This is a genomic window from Nocardiopsis potens DSM 45234 (assembly GCF_000341105.1).
In the GTDB taxonomy this organism is placed as follows: domain Bacteria; phylum Actinomycetota; class Actinomycetes; order Streptosporangiales; family Streptosporangiaceae; genus Nocardiopsis_A; species Nocardiopsis_A potens.
This window is the reverse complement of record NZ_ANBB01000003.1, coordinates 174975-191418: the sequence shown is the minus strand read 5'-3', so window position 1 is coordinate 191418 and position 16444 is coordinate 174975. Positions and strand designations below refer to the sequence as shown.

Sequence of the window (16444 nt, the reverse complement as noted above, 5' to 3'; positions counted from 1 at the left end):
CCGGACCGGGGCGGGCCGGCGTCCCGCATCCGCGGCGGTCCGCCCGGCACGCGACCGGGCGCGACCCGGGCCCGCGCCGGGCCGGGCGGCGCCCCGGGGTGACCGCCCCGCTCGCCGCGGCCGCGCTCTTCGCGCTGCTGTGCGCCGCGGGGACGGCCTCCACCACCGTGCGCACCGGCGGCCTGGTCCGGGTGTTCCCGGTGGAGGCGCTGCTGGCCGCGGCGACCCTCGCCGCGGTGCTGGCCGCCGGGTACTGGGTGCTGCGCCGGATCCGCCCGGTGCGCCCGCCGGGGGCGGCGGCGGCCGCCGCCGCGCTGCTCTGGGGCGCGGCGGCCGCGGCCGGCCTGGCCCTGATCGCCAACTCCGCCCTGCTGTCGGTGTGGAACTCGGTGCTGGGGGTGGAGGCGGGCACCGCCTGGGGGCCGTCGCTGACCGCTCCGCTCAACGAGGAGCCGATCAAGGCGGCCGGGGTGGTGATCCTGGCGGTCGCCGCGCCCGCCGCGCTGCGCGGCCCGGCGGACGGCTTCGTCCTCGGCGCCCTGGCCGGCCTGGGCTTCCAGCTGGTGGAGAACGCGATCTACGCGCTGGAGACCATCGTCATGCAGGGGGCGACCGCCGGCGGCGCGTCGGTCCTGGGCTCGCTGGCGCTGCGCGTCGGGGTGACCGGGGCGGGCTCGCACTGGGCGATGACCGCGATCGCCGGGACCGGGGTCGGCCTGCTGGCCGCGGCCCGGTGGCGGCCCGGCCCGCGCCGCGCCTGGGCCGCCGGCCTGCTGCTGCTGTCCGCGATGGCGCTGCACGCGTTCTTCAACGCGCCGGTGCTGGTCTCGCTGCCCGGAGCGGCGGCCAAGGCGGCCGTCGTCTCCACCGCCGCGCTCCTGGTCTACCTGCCGGTCCGCGCCGCCTACCGGCGCCGGCTGCGCAACGCCCTGGAGGCCGAGGGGCAGGCGGTCGACCTGCGCCGGTCCGACGCCCGCGGGCTGGCCACCCGGCACGGCCGGCGGGAGGCGCTGCGGCGCGTCCCGGCGCCGGACCGCCCGGCCGCGGCCCGGCGCCAGCTCCGCCTGCTGAAGGCGGCCGAGCGGCGGCTCGACCGGTCCCCCGAAGCGGCGGGGTGAGCCGCGCCGGCGGGCCGGTCCGGCCCGGATCGGCCCGCCGCTCCGCCCGCCCGACCCCGCTCCGCGGGGCCCGGAAACCCCTGCGCCGCAAAGGTTCCCGTTTCCACTGTGGCGTGCGCCACAGTGATCGGCCGAGGATTCCGCTGCCCGGAATCGGGGCGTAGCGTGACGCGCGGATCACGGGGAGGCACACCGCCCCCGGCGCACTCCGGTGCGACCCCTCCCCTGATCGGATCATCAGACGACAGGACGGTGAGGACCCATGTCCATCTTCCGCAAGGGCGGCACCGGCGGAGCGGCCTCCGCCGGAGAGCTGTTACTCCGGACGGGCCGCCTGCTGGCCCGGGCCGAGACCTCCGACGACCTGCACGGCCTCTACCGGACCGGCGGCCGCGAGGGCGACGCCTTCTACCGCGACCGGTGGAGCCACGACAAGGTCGTCCCCTCCACCCACGGGGTGAACTGCACCGGGTCCTGCCGGTGGGACGTCTACGTCAAGGACGGCATCATCACCTGGGAGACCCAGTCCACCGACTACCCCTCGGTCGGACCGGACCGCCCCGAGTACGAGCCGCGCGGCTGCCCGCGCGGGGCGTCCTTCTCCTGGTACTCCTACTCCCCCACCCGCATCCGCTACCCGCACGCCCGCGGGGTGCTGGTGGAGATGTACCGGGAGGCCCGGGAGCGGCTGGGCGACCCGGTCGCCGCCTGGGCCGAGGTCACCGCCGACCCGGAGAAGCGCCGCCGCTACCACTCGGCCCGGGGCAGGGGCGGGCTGGTCCGGATCGGCTGGGACGAGGCCGTGGAGATGGCGGCGGCCGCGCACGTGCACACCATCAAGACCCGCGGCCCGGACCGGATCGCCGGGTTCTCCCCGATCCCGGCGATGTCCATGGTCTCCCACGCCGTCGGCTCCCGCTTCATGTCGCTCATCGGCGCCCCCATGCTCTCCTTCTACGACTGGTACGCCGACCTGCCGGTGGCCTCCCCGCAGGTGTTCGGCGACCAGACCGACGTCCCGGAGTCCGGCGACTGGTGGGACGCCGCCTACCTGATGATGTGGGGCTCCAACGTCCCGGTCACCCGCACCCCCGACGCGCACTGGATGACCGAGGCCCGCTACCGCGGCCAGAAGGTCGTGGTGGTCTCCCCCGACTACGCCGACAACACCAAGTTCGCCGACGAGTGGCTGGCCCCGCACCCCGGCACCGACGGCGCGCTGGCCTTCGCCATGGGCCACGTGGTGCTCACCGAGTTCTTCGTCCGCGAGCAGGTCCCGGCCTTCGCGGACTACGTGCGCCGCTACACCGACCTGCCGTTCCTGGTCACCCTCGCCGAGCGCGGGGACGCGCTGGTGCCCGGCAAGTTCCTCACCGCCGCCGACCTCGGCGGCGACGGCCCCGAGGACGCCTGGAAGACCGTGCTGCTCGACTCGGCCACCGGCAGGCCCGCGGTGCCCAACGGCTCCCTCGGCTTCCGCTGGCAGGAGGGCGGCTCCGGCCGGTGGAACCTCGACCTGGACGGCGTCGAGCCGCTGCTCACCCTGGACGGCGCGGCCGCCCTGGACGGCCGGGTGCGCCCCGCCGAGGTGCTGCTGCCCCGGTTCGACTCCCCCGAGGGGACCGGCGCCGCCGTCCGCCGCGGCGTGCCCGCCGTCCGGCCGGACCCGGACGGGCCGCTCGTCACCACCGTCTTCGACCTGCTGCTCGCCCAGTACGGGGTGGCCCGCGAAGGGCTGCCCGGGGAGTGGCCGGCCGGCTACGGCGACGCGGACCGGCCGGGCACCCCCGCCTGGCAGGAGGCGATCACCGGGGTGCCCGCCGACCGGGCGGTCCGGATCGCCCGCGAGTTCGCCGACACCGCCCGGCGCTCCGGCGGCCGGTGCATGATCCTGATGGGCGCCGGCACCAACCACTGGTTCCACTCCGACCAGGTCTACCGCTCCTTCCTCACCCTGCTGCTGCTCACCGGCTGCCAGGGGCGCAACGGCGGCGGCTGGGCGCACTACGTCGGCCAGGAGAAGGTCCGCCCGCTGACCGGGTGGACCGTGCTCTCCTCGGCCTCCGACTGGAACCGGCCCGCCCGCCAGATGGCCGGCACGCCCTACTGGTACCTCCACACCGACCAGTGGCGCTACGACGCCCTGCGCACCGACGCGCTGAGCTGGCCCGGCGCCGCCGGCGCGCTCTCCGGCGCGCACACCGCCGACTGCATCGCCCGCTCGGCCCGGATGGGCTGGATGCCCTCCTACCCCACCTTCGACCGGAACCCGCTGGACCTGGCCGACGAGGCCGAGCGGGCCGGCGCCGACCCCGCCGAGCACGTGGCGCGGCGGCTGGCCTCCGGCGGACTCGGCTTCGCCTGCGAGGACCCGGACGCCCCGGAGAACTGGCCGCGGGTGCTCACCGTGTGGCGGTCCAACCTGCTCGGCTCCTCCGCCAAGGGCAACGAGTACTTCCTGCGCCACCTGCTCGGCGCCGACCACCGGGCCCGCTCCGGCGACGCCCCGCCCGAGCACCGCCCCTCCGGGGTGCGCTGGCGGGACGACCCGCCCGAGGGCAAGCTCGACCTGCTGCTCGCCCTGGACTTCCGGATGACCAGCACCACCCTGTTCGCGGACGTGGTGCTGCCCGCCGCCACCTGGTACGAGAAGCACGACCTGTCCAGCACGGACATGCACCCGTTCGTGCACTCCTTCAACGCCGCGGTGGACCCGCCCTGGCAGTGCCGCACCGACTTCGACGCCTTCCACGCCATCGCCGCCCGGTTCAGCGAGCTCGCCCGCGACCACCTGGGGGTCCGCCGCGACGTGGTGGCCACCGCGCTCACCCACGACACCCCCGCGGAGACCGCCCAGCCGGGCGGCCGCGAGCACGACTGGCGGGGCGCGGGCGGCGCGCCGGCGCCCGGCCGGAACATGCCCGCCCTCACCGTGGTCGAGCGGGACTACCCGGCCGTCGCCGCGAAGCTCGGCGCCCTGGGGCCGCTGCTGGACACGCTCGGCGCCACCGCCAAGGGCACCACCGTCCGGGTCGATGAGGAGCTGGCCTGGCTGGGCGAGTCCAACGGCCGCGCGGCCGGCGGCCCCGCCGCGGGCCGCCCGCTGATCGACACCGACCGCGGGGCCGCCGACGCCGTCCTCGCGCTCTCCGGCACCACCAACGGGAGGGTGGCCGCCGCCGGCTTCCGGGACCTGGAGCGGCGGGTCGGCCGGCCGCTGGCCCCCATGGTCGAGCACGACCGGGCGCACCGGACCACCTTCGCCGACACCCGGGCCCGCCCGGCCCCGGTGATCACCAGCCCGGAGTGGTCCGGCGACGAGTCCGGGGGGCGGCGCTACGCGCCCTTCACCGTCAACGTGGAGCGCCTCAAGCCCTGGCACACCCTCACCGGCAGGCAGCACTTCTACCTCGACCACGACTGGATGGCCGAGCTCGGCGAGCAGCTGCCGGTGTACCGGCCGCCGCTGGACCTGCACCGGCTGGCGGGCGAGCCGCGGCCGGGCGAGCGCGGCTCCGCCGGGGTGGCGGTCCGCTACCTCACCCCGCACTCCAAGTGGTCCATCCACACCGAGTACCAGGACAACCCGATCATGCTCACCCTCTCCCGGGGCGGGCCGGTGTTCTGGATCAGCCCGGTCGACGCCGAGGCGATCGGCGTGCGGGACAACGACTGGGTGGAGGCGGTCAACCGGAACGGGGTCGTGGTGGCGCGCGCGGTCGTGTCGCACCGGATGCCCGCCGGGACCGTGTTCATGTACCACGCCCAGGAGCGGACGGTGAACGTCCCCCGGAGCGAGGAGACCGGCCGCCGCGGCGGCGTGCACAACTCGCTGACCCGGCTGCAGATCAAGCCCACCCACCTCATCGGCGGGTACGCCCAGCTCTCCTTCGGCTTCAACTACCTGGGCCCCACCGGCAACCAGCGCGACGAGGTGACGGTGCTGCGCCGCCGCTCCCAGGAGGTGAGGTACTGATGCGCGTGATGGCCCAGATCGCGATGGTGATGAACCTGGACAAGTGCATCGGGTGCCACACCTGCTCGGTCACCTGCAAGCAGACCTGGACCAACCGGTCCGGGGTGGAGTACGCCTGGTTCAACAACGTGGAGACCCGCCCGGGGCAGGGGTACCCGCGCCGGTACGAGGACCAGGAGCGGTGGCGGGGCGGCTGGGAGCTGGACCGGCGCGGGCGGCTCCGGCCGCGCGGCGGCGGGCGGCTGCGCCGGCTCGCCGGCATCTTCGCCAACCCCGACCTGCCCGGCATCGACGACTACTACGAGCCCTGGACCTACGACTACCGCACCCTCACCGAGGCCCCGCTGGGCGAGGAGCCCCCGGTGGCCCGCCCGGTCTCGGCGCTGACCGGCGCCCCGGCCGACGTCTCCTGGGGCCCCAACTGGGACGACGACCTCGGCGGCGCCCCCGGCAACGAGGACCTCGACCCGATGGCCGTCCGGATGCGCGAGCGGGTGGGGCGCGGGATCGCCTACGAGTTCGAGCGGTCGTTCATGTTCTACCTGCCGCGGATCTGCGAGCACTGCCTCAACCCGTCGTGCGTGGCGTCCTGCCCCTCCGGCGCGATGTACAAGCGGGTGGAGGACGGCATCGTCCTGGTCGACCAGGACGGCTGCCGGGGGTGGCGGATGTGCGTCTCCGGCTGCCCGTACAAGAAGGTCTACTTCAACCACAGGACCGGCAAGGCCGAGAAGTGCACCTTCTGCTACCCGCGGATCGAGGCCGGGGAGCCCACCATCTGCTCGGAGACCTGCGTGGGCCGGCTGCGCTACCTGGGGGTGCTGCTCTACGACGCCGACCGCGTCGCCGAGGCGGCCTCCGTCCCCGAGGAGAAGGACCTCTACCCGGCGCAGCTGGACCTGTTCCTCGACCCCGGCGACCCCGGGGTGGCGGCGGCCGCCGAGCGCTCGGGCATCGGCCGCGAGTGGATCGAGGCCGCCCGCCGCTCGCCGGTGCGCGACCTCATCGTGCGGCACCGGGTGGCGCTGCCGCTGCACCCGGAGTACCGGACCATGCCGATGGTCTGGTACGTCCCGCCGCTCTCCCCGGTGGTGGAGGCCGTCGCCGAGAGCGGGCACGACGGGGAGGACGCGGGCAACCTGTTCGGCGCGATCGACGCGCTGCGCATCCCGGTGGACTACCTCGCCGAGCTGTTCACCGCGGGCGACCCCGCGCCGGTCGAGGCGGCGCTGCGCCGGCTGGCCGCGATGCGCTCGCACATGCGCTCGGTCAACCTCGGCGAGGATCCCGACCCGGAGGTGCCGGCCGCCGCCGGGATGGACGCCGCGCAGGTCCGCGACCTGTACCGGCTGCTGGCGCTGGCCAAGTACGAGGAGCGCTACGTCATCCCGACCGCGGGCGTGGGCACCGCGCACGACCTGGAGTCCATCGCCACCTCCTGCAGCCTGGACACCGACGGCGGCCCGGGGATGGGCGGCCCCGGAGGGGCGCCGCTGAAACCCGGCGCGACCGACCTGCTGACCTGGTCCGGGGACCGGCCCGAGGGCCTCTTCCCGCCCCGGCGCGGCGGGGAAGGGAGGTCGGCGCGATGAGCCCGGCCCCCGCGCGGCGGCGCGCCGCCGCGCACACCGCCGTGGTCCGGATGGCGGCCGCCTGGTGCCTGCAGTACCCCGACGCCGCGGTCCGCGGGCACCTCCCGCTGCTCCGCGCGGCCCTGGCCGAGACCGGCGGGCACCGCCCGGCCGCCCTCCTCCGGCCGCTCCTGGAGCACCTGGAGCGCACCCCGCCGCGGACCGCCGAGGAGCACTACGTCACCGTGTTCGACACCAAGCCCCGGCGCAGCCTCCACCTCACCTGGTACCTGGACGGCGACACCCGGCGGCGCGGCGCCTCCCTGGCCCGCCTCGCCGGGGCCTACCGCGCGCACGGGCACCGGACCGCCGGCGGCGAGCTCCCCGACCACCTGCCGGTGCTGCTGGAGTTCAGCGCGTCCGGCGACCCCGCGGCGGCCCGGGCCGGCCAGGAGCTGCTGTCCTCCTTCCGGTCCGCGCTGGCCCTGCTGCACGGGCGCCTGGCCGATCTGGACACGCCCTACGCCGCCGGCACGGCCGCCGTGCTGGCGACCCTGCCCCAGGGCGACCGGGCCGCCGCCCCGGCGGAGCCGCCGCCCGCGGAGGCGGTCGGGCTCGCCCCCTACCCGCCCGCGTCCCCGCCGAGGGAGAGGACATGACCGACCCCATCGACCTGCTGCTGTGGGGCGCGGCGCCCTACGTGTCCCTGGCCGTGCTGGCCGGCGGCCTGGTCTGGCGCTACCGCCACGACCGGTTCGGCTGGACCAGCCGCTCCACCCAGCTGTACGAGTCCCGGCTGCTGCGCGTCGGCAGCCCGCTGTTCCACCTGGGGCTGCTGCTCGTCGCCGGCGGGCACGTGCTGGGCCTGGCGGTGCCCAAGGCCCTGACCGAGCTCGCCGGGGTGGACGAGCACACCTACCACCTGGTCTCCCTGGGCATGGGGACGGTCGCCGGCCTGCTCACCGCGGCGGGGCTGGCGGTGCTGCTCTACCGGCGGCTGACCGTGCCGCGGGTGCGGCGGGCCACCACGCTCGACGACCGGCTGGTCTACCCGGTGCTCGGGCTGGTGCTGCTCCTGGGGCTGACCGCCACCATCGTGGACAACGGGATCGGGGGAGGCTACGACTACCGCGAGACGGTCGCGCCGTGGCTGCGGCACCTGTTCCTGCTCGACCCCCGCCCGGAGCTGATGGCCGGCGTGCCACTGGACTTCCGGCTGCACGTGCTGCTGGCGATGGTGCTCTTCGCGCTGGTGCCGTTCAGCAGGCTGGTGCACGCCTTCAGCGCCCCGGTGCACTACCTGTTCCGCCCCTACCTGGTCTACCGGCGGCGCGCACCGGAGGTGCTGGGCACCCGCGCCCAGCCCCGCGGCTGGGCGCCGTGACCCGCGGGCGGCCGGGGCGCGCCCGGCGGCGCGGCCCGGCCGCCGGGCGGGCCGCGGCGGTGGGCGGCGGCGCCGCGCTGGCGCTCGGGGCGGCCGCCGCCCTCGCGGCGGCCACGGGCGAGCCGCTGCTCTTCCCCTCCCTGGGGCCCACCGTCTACCTGCTGTTCGCCGACCCGCTCGGCACTGCGGCCGCCCCGCGCAACATCGTCCTCGGCCACCTGGTCGGCATCGGCGCCGGCGTCCTGGGCCTCGCGGCGACCGGGCTCACCGGGGCCGCACCGGACCTGGAGGACGCCACCTGGGAGCGGGCGGCCGCGGCGGTGATCGCGATCGGGCTGACCTGCGCGCTCATGCCGGCCCTGGGCTGCCCGCACCCGCCTGCGGGCGCCACCACGCTGATCGTCGCGCTGGGGCTGCTGCGCACCCCGCACCAGCTGGCCGCGGTGGCGGCGGGGGTGGTCCTGGTGACGGCGGTGGGCCACGCCGCCAACCGCGCGGCGGGCGTCCCCCACCCGCCCTGGCGCCCCCGCCCGTCCCCGCGCGCCGGCTGAGCGCGGCCGGGAAGCGGGCGGCGGTGCCGTCCCTGCGGGGCGGAAGGGGGCTCTGCTGCACACCCGCTTCAGGCCCGGGGCCGCGCGGGCGCGGGCGGCCCGGGGCGGAGCGCCCGGCGCTCCCCCGGCCTGCGGCGGGGCGGGGTCAGGTGGTGCGGCCGAAGTCCTCCGGGGTGATGTTGTCCAGGAAGGCCTTGAACTTCTCGACCTCGTCCTCCTGCTCGTCCGGGATGGGCACGCCCGCCTCGTCGATGACGCCCTCGTCGGCGTAGATCGTCGCGCCGGTGCGCAGCGCCAGCGCGATGGAGTCGGAGGGGCGGGCGCTGACCTCGATCCCGTTGGAGAAGACCAGTTCGGCGTAGAAGATGCCGTCGCTGAGGGCGGTGATGTTCACCGTGTCCAGGGTGGCGTCCAGCGCCTCCAGGACGTCGCGGAACAGGTCGTGGGTGAGCGGGCGGGCCGGGGTGACGCCCTGCTGGGCGAGGGCGATCGCGGTGGCCTCCACCGCACCGATCCAGATGGGCAGGTAGCGCTCGCCGGCGGTCTCCTTGAGCAAGACGATCGGCTGGTTCGAGGGCATCTCGACCCGGACCCCGACGACCTCCATGTGCTTCACTGCGGCTCCGTCCCACGACTTCGCGTGCCGAATGGGCACCCGCCCGGCTGTGCTCGGCCGTACTCTCCGATTCTGCACCCCGTCGTCGGCCCCTCGGAAGGGGGTGGCCGACGGCCTGCACGCCGGTCTTCGTTACAAGGCTGTCCGGTCGGGGGCGGGCGCAAACCTGATGCGTCCCGCCCCCGGCGCCCGGAACCGGTCAGCGGCGCGGCTTGGTCAGCAGGACCAGGCGGAACTTGCCGATCTGCACCTCGTCGCCGCCGCCCAGCTCGGCCTCGTCGATCCGCTCCCGGTTGACGTAGGTGCCGTTCAGGCTGCCGACGTCGCGGACGCCGAAGCCGTCGCCGCGGCGGAAGAACTCCACGTGCCGCCGGGACACGGTCACGTCGTCCAGGAAGATGTCGCTGTTGGGGTGGCGCCCCGCGGTGGTCACGTCGGAGTCCAGCAGGAACCGGCTGCCGGCGTTGGGGCCGCGCTTGACGACCAGCAGCGCCGTTCCGGTCGGCAGCGCCTCGACGCTGGTGGCGTCGGCGCCCACCTCCTCGGCCGCGTCCGCCTCGGCCTCGAGGGCCTGGATGCCGGCGATGGAGATGGTGGACGTGGTCTCGCCGACGGAGTCGCGGCGCTCGCCGGCCCGGGGGGCCTCTTGTCCGCTCCGGACGATCGGGGACCCACAGTTGGAGCAGAAACGGGCATCATCCGCAACGGCGTGACCGCACTGCGTGCAGTTAACGCTCGACATAGGTCGGCTCGGCCTCCTACCGCACGGGGGCGGTGCTCAGATATCGGCTGGGTGGTCGTGTTCAGTGCCTGGTTGCCGGAGACGCTCACCTCCTAGGCAATCCCTCTCTGGCAACGAAGGGCGCACGCCCCGGTGTTCCCGATCCGGCCGCGCGGGCGGCGCCGGGCCGCCGCGATCGGTTCCTGTCACTCCCGCGTGTACCAGGCGTTGCGGGAACACTCGACTCTAAACCATATCCAGCGCCGGACGGCGCCCCCAGGCCCTTGATCCGCAAGGGAATTCGGCCGACTTCGGCCGCCTGCGCGGGGCCGGTCCGCGGGGCCCGGGCGGCCCGGGCCCCGCGGACCGGCCCGGGTCAGCCCTCGGCCCGCTCCACCACGGCCGCCCAGGAGTCGAGCAGCCGCTGGGCGGCGTCGGAATCGGGACCTTCGGCCCAGATGTGCGTGACGGCCTCGGCGGTGTCCGGCAGCACCAGCGCCCAGCTGCCGTCGGCCTCCACCACGCGCACCCCGTCGGTGGTGTCCACCTCGCGGTCGCCGGCTGCCTCCACCACGGCCCGCATCACGCTGCCCTTGACCGCCCAGGGGGTCGGCACCGAGCGGCGCAGCTGGTGCGCCTGCGGGATGCGGCCGTCGATCTGGCTGAGCGAGAGCCGGGTCCGGGCCACCAGGCCGAGCAGCCGGACGAACGCCGCGACGCCGTCGGAGGTGCGGGAGAACTCGGGCAGGATGTAGCCGCCGCGCCCGTCGCCGGCGAACACGATGTCCTCGGCCTTGGCGGCCTTGGTGAGCTCGTCGGTCGCGGTGGGCGTCCACTGCACCTCCACCCCGTGGAACCTGGCCACCTGCTCGGCGACCCGGGTGGTGGTCACCGGCAGCGCGACCCGGCCGCCCTGCCGCTCCGCGGCGACCAGGTCCAGCACCACGAGCAGGGCGCGCTCGTTGTCGATCAGCTCGCCCTTCTCGTCCACGATGGACAGCCGCTCGGCGACCGGGTCGAAGCGCACCCCGAAGTCCGCCCCGGAGGAGGAGACCAGCTCGCCCAGGCGCTGCAGGTCGCGCATCTGCTTGGCCAGGGTGTCGGTGGGCGAGACCTCGTCCAGCCGGTTGTTCAGGGTGAGCACGTCGGCGCCGATCCGGCCGAGCAGCGAGGGCAGGATGAGCGCCCCGGTGCCGCCGGCCGCGTCCACCACGACCTTCATCTCCGCCTCGGCCACCCCGGAGGTGTCGATCCGCCGGAGCAGCTCGTGGGCGTAGCCCTCCACGGTGCGCGAGGGGAAGGAGAGCTCGGCGATCTCGCCGGGGAACGCGCGGCGGAACTCCGCCCGCGAGTAGACCCGCTCCAGCTTGCGCTGGCCCGCCGGGGACAGGTCGGCCCCGCTGTCGTCCAGGAAGACCAGGTCGACCGATTGCGGGTCGCCGGGGGTGGTGCGGATGGCGATTCCTCCGCTGACCCCGCTCTGCGATGTGGAGAACCGGGCCACCGGCATCGGCACCGCCTCCAGGTCGCGGACGTCGATGGCGCCCGCGGTGAGGGCGCTGACCACGGCGCGCTTGAGGGTGCGCGCGGCGCGGGAGACGTCCCGGGAGGTGGTGACCACCGACCCCTTCTTCAGGGTGGTGGCGTAGGCGCTGGCCAGCCGGACCGCCAGTTCGGGGGTGATCTCGACGTTGATCAGCCCGGACACGCCGCGGGGCCCGAACAGCGAGCGCTGCCCGCGGGACTCCCAGATGACGTTGGTGTTGACGACCGCGCCGGCCTCGATGGTCTTGAAGGGGTAGACCTTGACGTCGTTGGAGAGGTACGCCTCGGACTCGACGACGCACTCTTCCCCGATGATCGCGCCCTCCTCGATCCGGGCGCCCGACATCACGTCGGTGTTCTTGCCGACGACGCAGCCGCGCAGGTTGGTGCTGGCGCCGATGTAGACGTTGTCGTGCACCACCGTGCGGTGCAGGAACGCCTCGGAGCGGACCACCGCGTTGCTGCCCAGCACGGTGTACTCGCGCAGCTCCGCGCCGGCCTCGACCTTGGCGTAGTCGCCGATGTAGAGCGGGCCCTTGAGCACCGCCTCCGGGTCGACCTCGGCGCCCTCGGCCACCCACACCCCGGGCGACATCTCGAAACCGTCGATCTCCACGTCGACCAGGCCCTTGAGCACGTCCGCCTGAGCGCCGAGGTAGGACTCGTGGGTGCCGACGTCCTCCCAGTAGCCCTCGGCGATGTAGCCGTAGACCGGTTCGCCGTCCTCGACCAGCCCGGGGAAGACGTCGCCGGACCAGTCCACCACCTCGCCGGCGGCGACGCGGTCCAGGACCTCGGGCTCCATGATGTAGATGCCGGTGTTGACGGTGTCCGAGAAGACCTGCCCCCAGGTGGGCTTCTCCAGGAAGCGCTGCACCCGGCCCTGCTCGTCCACGATGATGATGCCGAACTCCAGCGGGTTGGCGACCCGCTTGAGCCCGATGGTGACCATGGCCCCGTTCTCCCGGTGGAAGCGGAGCATGTCGGTCAGGTCGATGTCGGTGAGCGCGTCGCCGGAGATGACGATGAACGGCTCCCCGCGCAGGTGGTCCTCGGCGTTCTTCACGCTGCCGGCGGTGCCCAGCGGCACCTCCTCGGCGACGTAGTGCAGGTTCATGCCGAGCTCTTCGCCGTCGCCGAAGTAGTTGCGGATCAGCGTGGCGAGGAACTGGACGGTGACCACCGTCTCCTCGAACCCGTGCCGCTTGAGCAGCCGCAGCACGTGCTCCATGATCGGCTTGTTGACCACCGGGAGCAGCGGTTTGGGCTGGTTGGCGGTCATCGGGCGCAGGCGGGTCCCCTCGCCGCCCGCCATGACCACCGCCTTCATCGGGGACTCCTCGGCTCGGCGGCCGCGCGGGGTCTGCGCGGCTCGGTTCCGCCGGCCGTGCGGCTCCGTGCTCCGGGCAGGTGTCGGCGAAGGGTCCTGGGGCGTGCTCTCATGGCGGGGACGTCGCTCCCTTCTTGTCATCACGCGGTGGCCCGGAGTCGCCGGAGGACGGGGCGGCCGGTCTCGGCGCCGCGCGCTCCGCTCCGGGGTCGCCGGGCGCGCCCGCTCCGCCCGCGGGGCCGGTGCCCTCAGCGGCGCGGTCGGCGCGCCGGGCCTGCCTGATCAGGCGCAGACCCTGGACCGCGTACAGCAGTCCGGCCCACCAGTAGATAGCCGTTCCCCAGATCGCGAACGCCCAACCCACGATTCGTGCGATATCGCCCGGCACGCCGCCGTATCCGGCGATGAACAGCAGCGGGAAGGAGTAGAGCAGGCACAGCGTCGCCGCCTTGCCCGCGAAGTTGACCGGGAGCGGGCCGTAGCCGTAGTGCCGCAGCAGCGGGAGCGCGCCGACCATCAGCAGGTCGCGCAGGACCAGCACCGCCATCAGCCACCACGGGACGTCGCCGCGGACCGCCAGTCCGAGCAGCGCGGCGAAGATGTAGAGCCGGTCCGCCATCGGGTCGAGCACCGCGCCCAGCCTGCTGGTCTGGTTCCAGGCCCGGGCGATCTTGCCGTCGAGCCAGTCGGACAGCCCGGCGAAGGCGAGCACGCCCAGCGCCCACCAGTCCGCCTTCGGGCCCAGGACCAGCCACAGGAACAGGGGCACCCCGAGCAGGCGCAGCACGCTGAGCAGATTCGGAATCGTCCACACGCGGTCGCCCGGCCCGTTCGTTCCGTTCGCCACCCCACCTCCAGTGTTCCCTGCCTCGAGCCTACCGGTCCGCACTTCCCGGGCTCCTCTCGGCAGAGCGGGTCCGCGGTCCTCTCCGGGGGAAACGGCCGCCGGCCGCACCGGGTGCCCGGAACCTCCGTGGCGGTGCGCACGTCGGACCGGGGACCCGTTCCGCCGCCGCAGGAGGCCGATGCAGACCATGGAATTCGCCGGTGACTTCGAGACCCACCTGACCCTGGACGCCGCCGGGCCCGAGCGGGTCGAGGAGGCCGCGCGGTGGGCCGCCGAGAACGGGCTCAAGTTCACCCACATCGAGCTGGACGCGGGCGAGGCGCCCTCCCAGCCGATGGTGACCTACCACGGGTACGGCACACTCGGCGGCGAACTGGCCACCGCCCGGGAGTGGGCGGAGCGGCTGGCCGGGGCGGGCCTCCCGGTGCTGCGCACCAAGATCGAGGCGGCGCCGGTCAACGACGGCGTCCCGGCCGACCGCGCCGCCGCCGAGGCGCTGCCGGAGTGGTGCTACTTCGAGCACCACATCAAGCTGCTGCTGCCGGGCGACGCCGACCTGGCCGCGATCGCCGCGCTGGTGGAGCCGCACTCCGCCCGGCTCTCCCGGAACGCCCGGAAGGTCCGCGAGGACGGCGCGCAGGAGCGGTTCGTCACCCAGCGCTGCTCCCGGGTGGGCCGGCCGCACGCCGCCGACATGCTCGGCCGGCTGCGCGAGGCCCTGATCGAGCACGGCCTGCCCTGGGTCTTCTCCGGGCGGCCCGGCTTCGGCATCGTCTCCATGGAGCGGGAGTTCGTGGTGTACGACAGCGCCCTGTCGCTGGACGCCGGGTGGATGGACGCCGCGCCGGTGCAGGCCGGCCCCGACGCCCCGGCCCGGAGCCGCTCGGCCTACAGCGGCTTCCCCGCCTCCCACCTGCCGGTCACCGGCGGACCGCACGCCCGGCAGCAGAAGGTGTTCGACCCGGCGCTGAAGCACTTCTCGCACGCCTACCGGCCGGGCGAGCCGGTCTTCGCCGACCAGGAGCTGGGCGAGCGGTGGTGGGCGGCGCAGCGGCGGGCCATGGAGCACGTGCTGACCGCCGTCGCCGCGGGCCCGTGGGCCGACCGGCTCATGCTGCGCGGCAGCATGGTGATGCCGCTGTGGGCGGGCGAGCGGGCCCGCCGCCCCCGCGACCTGGACTGGGTGGTGCTCGGCGGGGAGGACCCGGAGGCGGGCGCGGAGGCCGACGCCTACGGCGCCGAGGGGTCCCGGCTGCTCGAGGAGGTGGTGGCCGCGATCGGCGGGACCGACCCCGGCCCCGGCCTGTCCTTCGACACCGGGGCGGCCCGGTTCGACGGGATCTGGACCTACGACCGGGTCCCCGGCCGCCGCGTCGTCGTCCCGTGGCGCGGCGGGGAGGGGCTGCCGCCCGGGACCGTCCAGCTGGACGTGGTGTTCGGCGAGGAGCTTCCGCTGCCGCCGGTGCGCGCCGCGATCCCGGTCGACGGCGGCGCCCGCACCGTGCGGCTGCCGGCCGCGGGCGCCGACCTCTCCCTGGCGTGGAAGGTCCAGTGGCTGTTCACGGACATGTACCCGCAGGGCAAGGACCTCTACGACGCGGTGCTGCTCGGCGAGCGCACCCGGGTGCCGCGCTCCGTCCTCGTCGACCTGCTCCGCCCGGAGCTCGGCGAGGAGGCCGACCGGGTGGACGAGCGGTACCTGCGCGCGCAGGACTACATGGACGAGGAGGAGTGGGGGCACTTCACCCGGGACTGCCCGTGGGTCCGGGGCTCGTTCGACGAGTGGCTGTCCCGCTTCGAACGGGCCCTGGCCCCGTCCTTCGCGTCCGGCTGAGCCCCGGCGGGGCGGCACCGCCCGGCGGCGGGCGCCGGGCGGTGCCGCGCCCCGCCGGGGAGGGGACTCGGGCGCCCTCCCCCTCCGGCGCCGTCACCGCCCCGTCACGTACTCGACGGTGGGGCCGGTGGTCCAGCCGCCGTCCACCGCGAGCTCGGCGCCGGTGACGTAGGAGGCCGCGTCGGAGAGGAGGAAGACGACGGCGTCGGCGATCTCGCCGGGCTCGCCGACCCGGCCCATCGGGGTGTTGGGGTAGTTGCCCTCGCCGGGCCGGATGCCGGTGTCCGCGGTCATCGGGGTGTAGGTCATGCCGGGGTGGACGGAGTTGACCCGGATCCGCTCGGTGCCCAGCTCGACCGCGGCGATCTTGGTCAGCCCGCGCACGCCCCACTTGGAGGCGCCGTAGCCGGCGGTCATCGCCAGGCCCATCAGCCCGGCGGCCGAGGAGATGTTGACGATGGAGCCGGCGCCGCGCTCGCGCATCGCCGGGACGGCGGTCTTCACCCCGATGAACACCCCGGTCAGGTTGATCTCCAGGACCTTGCGGAAGTGCTCGGCGGACTCCTCGACCAGCGGCGTCCCGGTGGCGATGCCGGCGTTGTTGACCAGCCCGTCCAGGCCGCCGAACTCTTCGGCGGCGTACCCGACGGCGCGCTCCCAGTCCCGCTCGGAGGTGACGTCGTGGTGCAGGTAGCGGGCGGCGGCGCCGATGCCGCGCGCGGTCTCCTCCCCTTCGGCGTCGAGGACGTCGGTGATCAGCACGCGGGCCCCGGCCGCCGCCGCGCGGCGGGCCGCCTCGGCCCCCAGTCCGCGCGCTCCCCCGGTCACCAGGACGGTCTTGCCTTCGAGGCTGCTCATGGGCCTTCTCCTTCTGCACTGCCTGTACTGCGCGGCCCGGTCCGGTGGACGCGGGGGCCGTCCGCCGGGTCCCGGGCGACCCCCTCACCTGCA

The 16444-nt window shown here is 75.0% G+C and carries 12 protein-coding genes; 7 read left to right on the top strand and 5 right to left on the bottom strand.

The features are described from left to right. Window positions 1–98: 98 nt before the first annotated feature. The 6 genes from D459_RS0102220 to D459_RS0102195 all read left to right on the top strand — a co-directional run bounded on the left by D459_RS0102220 (window position 99) and on the right by D459_RS0102195 (window position 8600). Window positions 99–1118: a PrsW family intramembrane metalloprotease gene (locus D459_RS0102220; RefSeq protein WP_152522870.1), complete on the top strand. Its 1020-nt coding sequence runs from the start codon at window positions 99–101 to the stop codon at window positions 1116–1118. A 262-nt stretch (window positions 1119–1380) separates the two neighbouring features. Continuing rightward, on the top strand, window positions 1381–5094 hold the full coding sequence (locus D459_RS0102215; RefSeq protein ID WP_017591356.1) for a nitrate reductase subunit alpha: 3714 nt from the start codon (window positions 1381–1383) through the stop codon (window positions 5092–5094). Beyond that, window positions 5094–6686 carry a nitrate reductase subunit beta gene (narH, locus tag D459_RS0102210; protein WP_017591355.1) on the top strand — a complete coding sequence of 531 codons (1593 nt, stop codon included), beginning with the start codon at window positions 5094–5096 and terminating at the stop codon, window positions 6684–6686. Before D459_RS0102215 ends, narH begins: the two co-directional genes overlap by 1 nt. Continuing rightward, a complete protein-coding gene (narJ, locus tag D459_RS0102205; protein WP_017591354.1) occupies window positions 6683–7324 on the top strand; it encodes a nitrate reductase molybdenum cofactor assembly chaperone in 642 nt (213 codons plus the stop codon). The genes narH and narJ overlap by 4 nt, the downstream gene beginning before the upstream one ends. Further along, window positions 7321–8049: a respiratory nitrate reductase subunit gamma gene (narI, locus tag D459_RS0102200; RefSeq protein ID WP_017591353.1), complete on the top strand. Its 729-nt coding sequence runs from the start codon at window positions 7321–7323 to the stop codon at window positions 8047–8049. Before narJ ends, narI begins: the two co-directional genes overlap by 4 nt. After that, on the top strand, window positions 8046–8600 hold the full coding sequence (locus tag D459_RS0102195) for an HPP family protein (RefSeq protein ID WP_017591352.1): 555 nt from the start codon (window positions 8046–8048) through the stop codon (window positions 8598–8600). The genes narI and D459_RS0102195 overlap by 4 nt, the downstream gene beginning before the upstream one ends. A 145-nt stretch (window positions 8601–8745) precedes the next feature. On the opposite strand, the gene D459_RS0102190 is transcribed toward D459_RS0102195, so the two are convergent. The 4 genes from D459_RS0102190 to D459_RS0102175 form a co-directional block, all read right to left on the bottom strand. After that, window positions 8746–9216, bottom strand: coding sequence for a bifunctional nuclease family protein (locus tag D459_RS0102190; RefSeq protein WP_017591351.1), 471 nt, complete (start codon window positions 9214–9216; stop codon window positions 8746–8748). Window positions 9217–9415: 199 nt separating this feature from the next. Then, window positions 9416–9958, bottom strand: a complete 543-nt coding sequence (locus tag D459_RS0102185) for an FHA domain-containing protein (protein ID WP_026119981.1) — start codon at window positions 9956–9958, stop codon at window positions 9416–9418. A 355-nt stretch (window positions 9959–10313) separates the two neighbouring features. After that, the gene (locus D459_RS0102180; RefSeq protein ID WP_017591349.1) at window positions 10314–12812 is read right to left on the bottom strand and encodes a mannose-1-phosphate guanyltransferase; all 2499 of its coding nucleotides are present in this window, start codon (window positions 12810–12812) and stop codon (window positions 10314–10316) included. Between the two features lie 109 nt (window positions 12813–12921). Further along, window positions 12922–13659: a CDP-alcohol phosphatidyltransferase family protein gene (locus D459_RS0102175; protein WP_026119980.1), complete on the bottom strand. Its 738-nt coding sequence runs from the start codon at window positions 13657–13659 to the stop codon at window positions 12922–12924. Window positions 13660–13846: 187 nt separating this feature from the next. Between D459_RS0102175 and D459_RS0102170 the strand changes: the two genes are divergently transcribed. Further along, window positions 13847–15493 (top strand): nucleotidyl transferase AbiEii/AbiGii toxin family protein, encoded by a 1647-nt coding sequence (locus D459_RS0102170; protein WP_026119979.1) that lies wholly within the window; start codon window positions 13847–13849, stop codon window positions 15491–15493. A 93-nt stretch (window positions 15494–15586) separates the two neighbouring features. Here the strand turns inward: D459_RS0102170 and D459_RS0102165 are convergent, their stop codons facing one another. Continuing rightward, window positions 15587–16351: a glucose 1-dehydrogenase gene (locus D459_RS0102165; RefSeq protein WP_017591346.1), complete on the bottom strand. Its 765-nt coding sequence runs from the start codon at window positions 16349–16351 to the stop codon at window positions 15587–15589. Between the last annotated feature and the right edge of the window lie 93 nt (window positions 16352–16444).

Excerpts from the sequence above, each read along its gene's own strand:
- narJ (WP_017591354.1), top strand. The coding sequence starts at position 6,683 with ATGAGCCCGGCCCCCGCGCGGCGGCGCGCCGCCGCGCACACCGCCGTG.
- D459_RS0102185 (WP_026119981.1), bottom strand. The coding sequence starts at position 9,958 with ATGTCGAGCGTTAACTGCACGCAGTGCGGTCACGCCGTTGCGGATGAT.
- narI (WP_017591353.1), top strand. The coding sequence starts at position 7,321 with ATGACCGACCCCATCGACCTGCTGCTGTGGGGCGCGGCGCCCTACGTG.
- D459_RS0102165 (WP_017591346.1), bottom strand. The coding sequence starts at position 16,351 with ATGAGCAGCCTCGAAGGCAAGACCGTCCTGGTGACCGGGGGAGCGCGC.
- D459_RS0102180 (WP_017591349.1), bottom strand. The coding sequence starts at position 12,812 with ATGAAGGCGGTGGTCATGGCGGGCGGCGAGGGGACCCGCCTGCGCCCG.
- narH (WP_017591355.1), top strand. The coding sequence starts at position 5,094 with ATGCGCGTGATGGCCCAGATCGCGATGGTGATGAACCTGGACAAGTGC.
- D459_RS0102170 (WP_026119979.1), top strand. The coding sequence starts at position 13,847 with ATGGAATTCGCCGGTGACTTCGAGACCCACCTGACCCTGGACGCCGCC.
- D459_RS0102215 (WP_017591356.1), top strand. The coding sequence starts at position 1,381 with ATGTCCATCTTCCGCAAGGGCGGCACCGGCGGAGCGGCCTCCGCCGGA.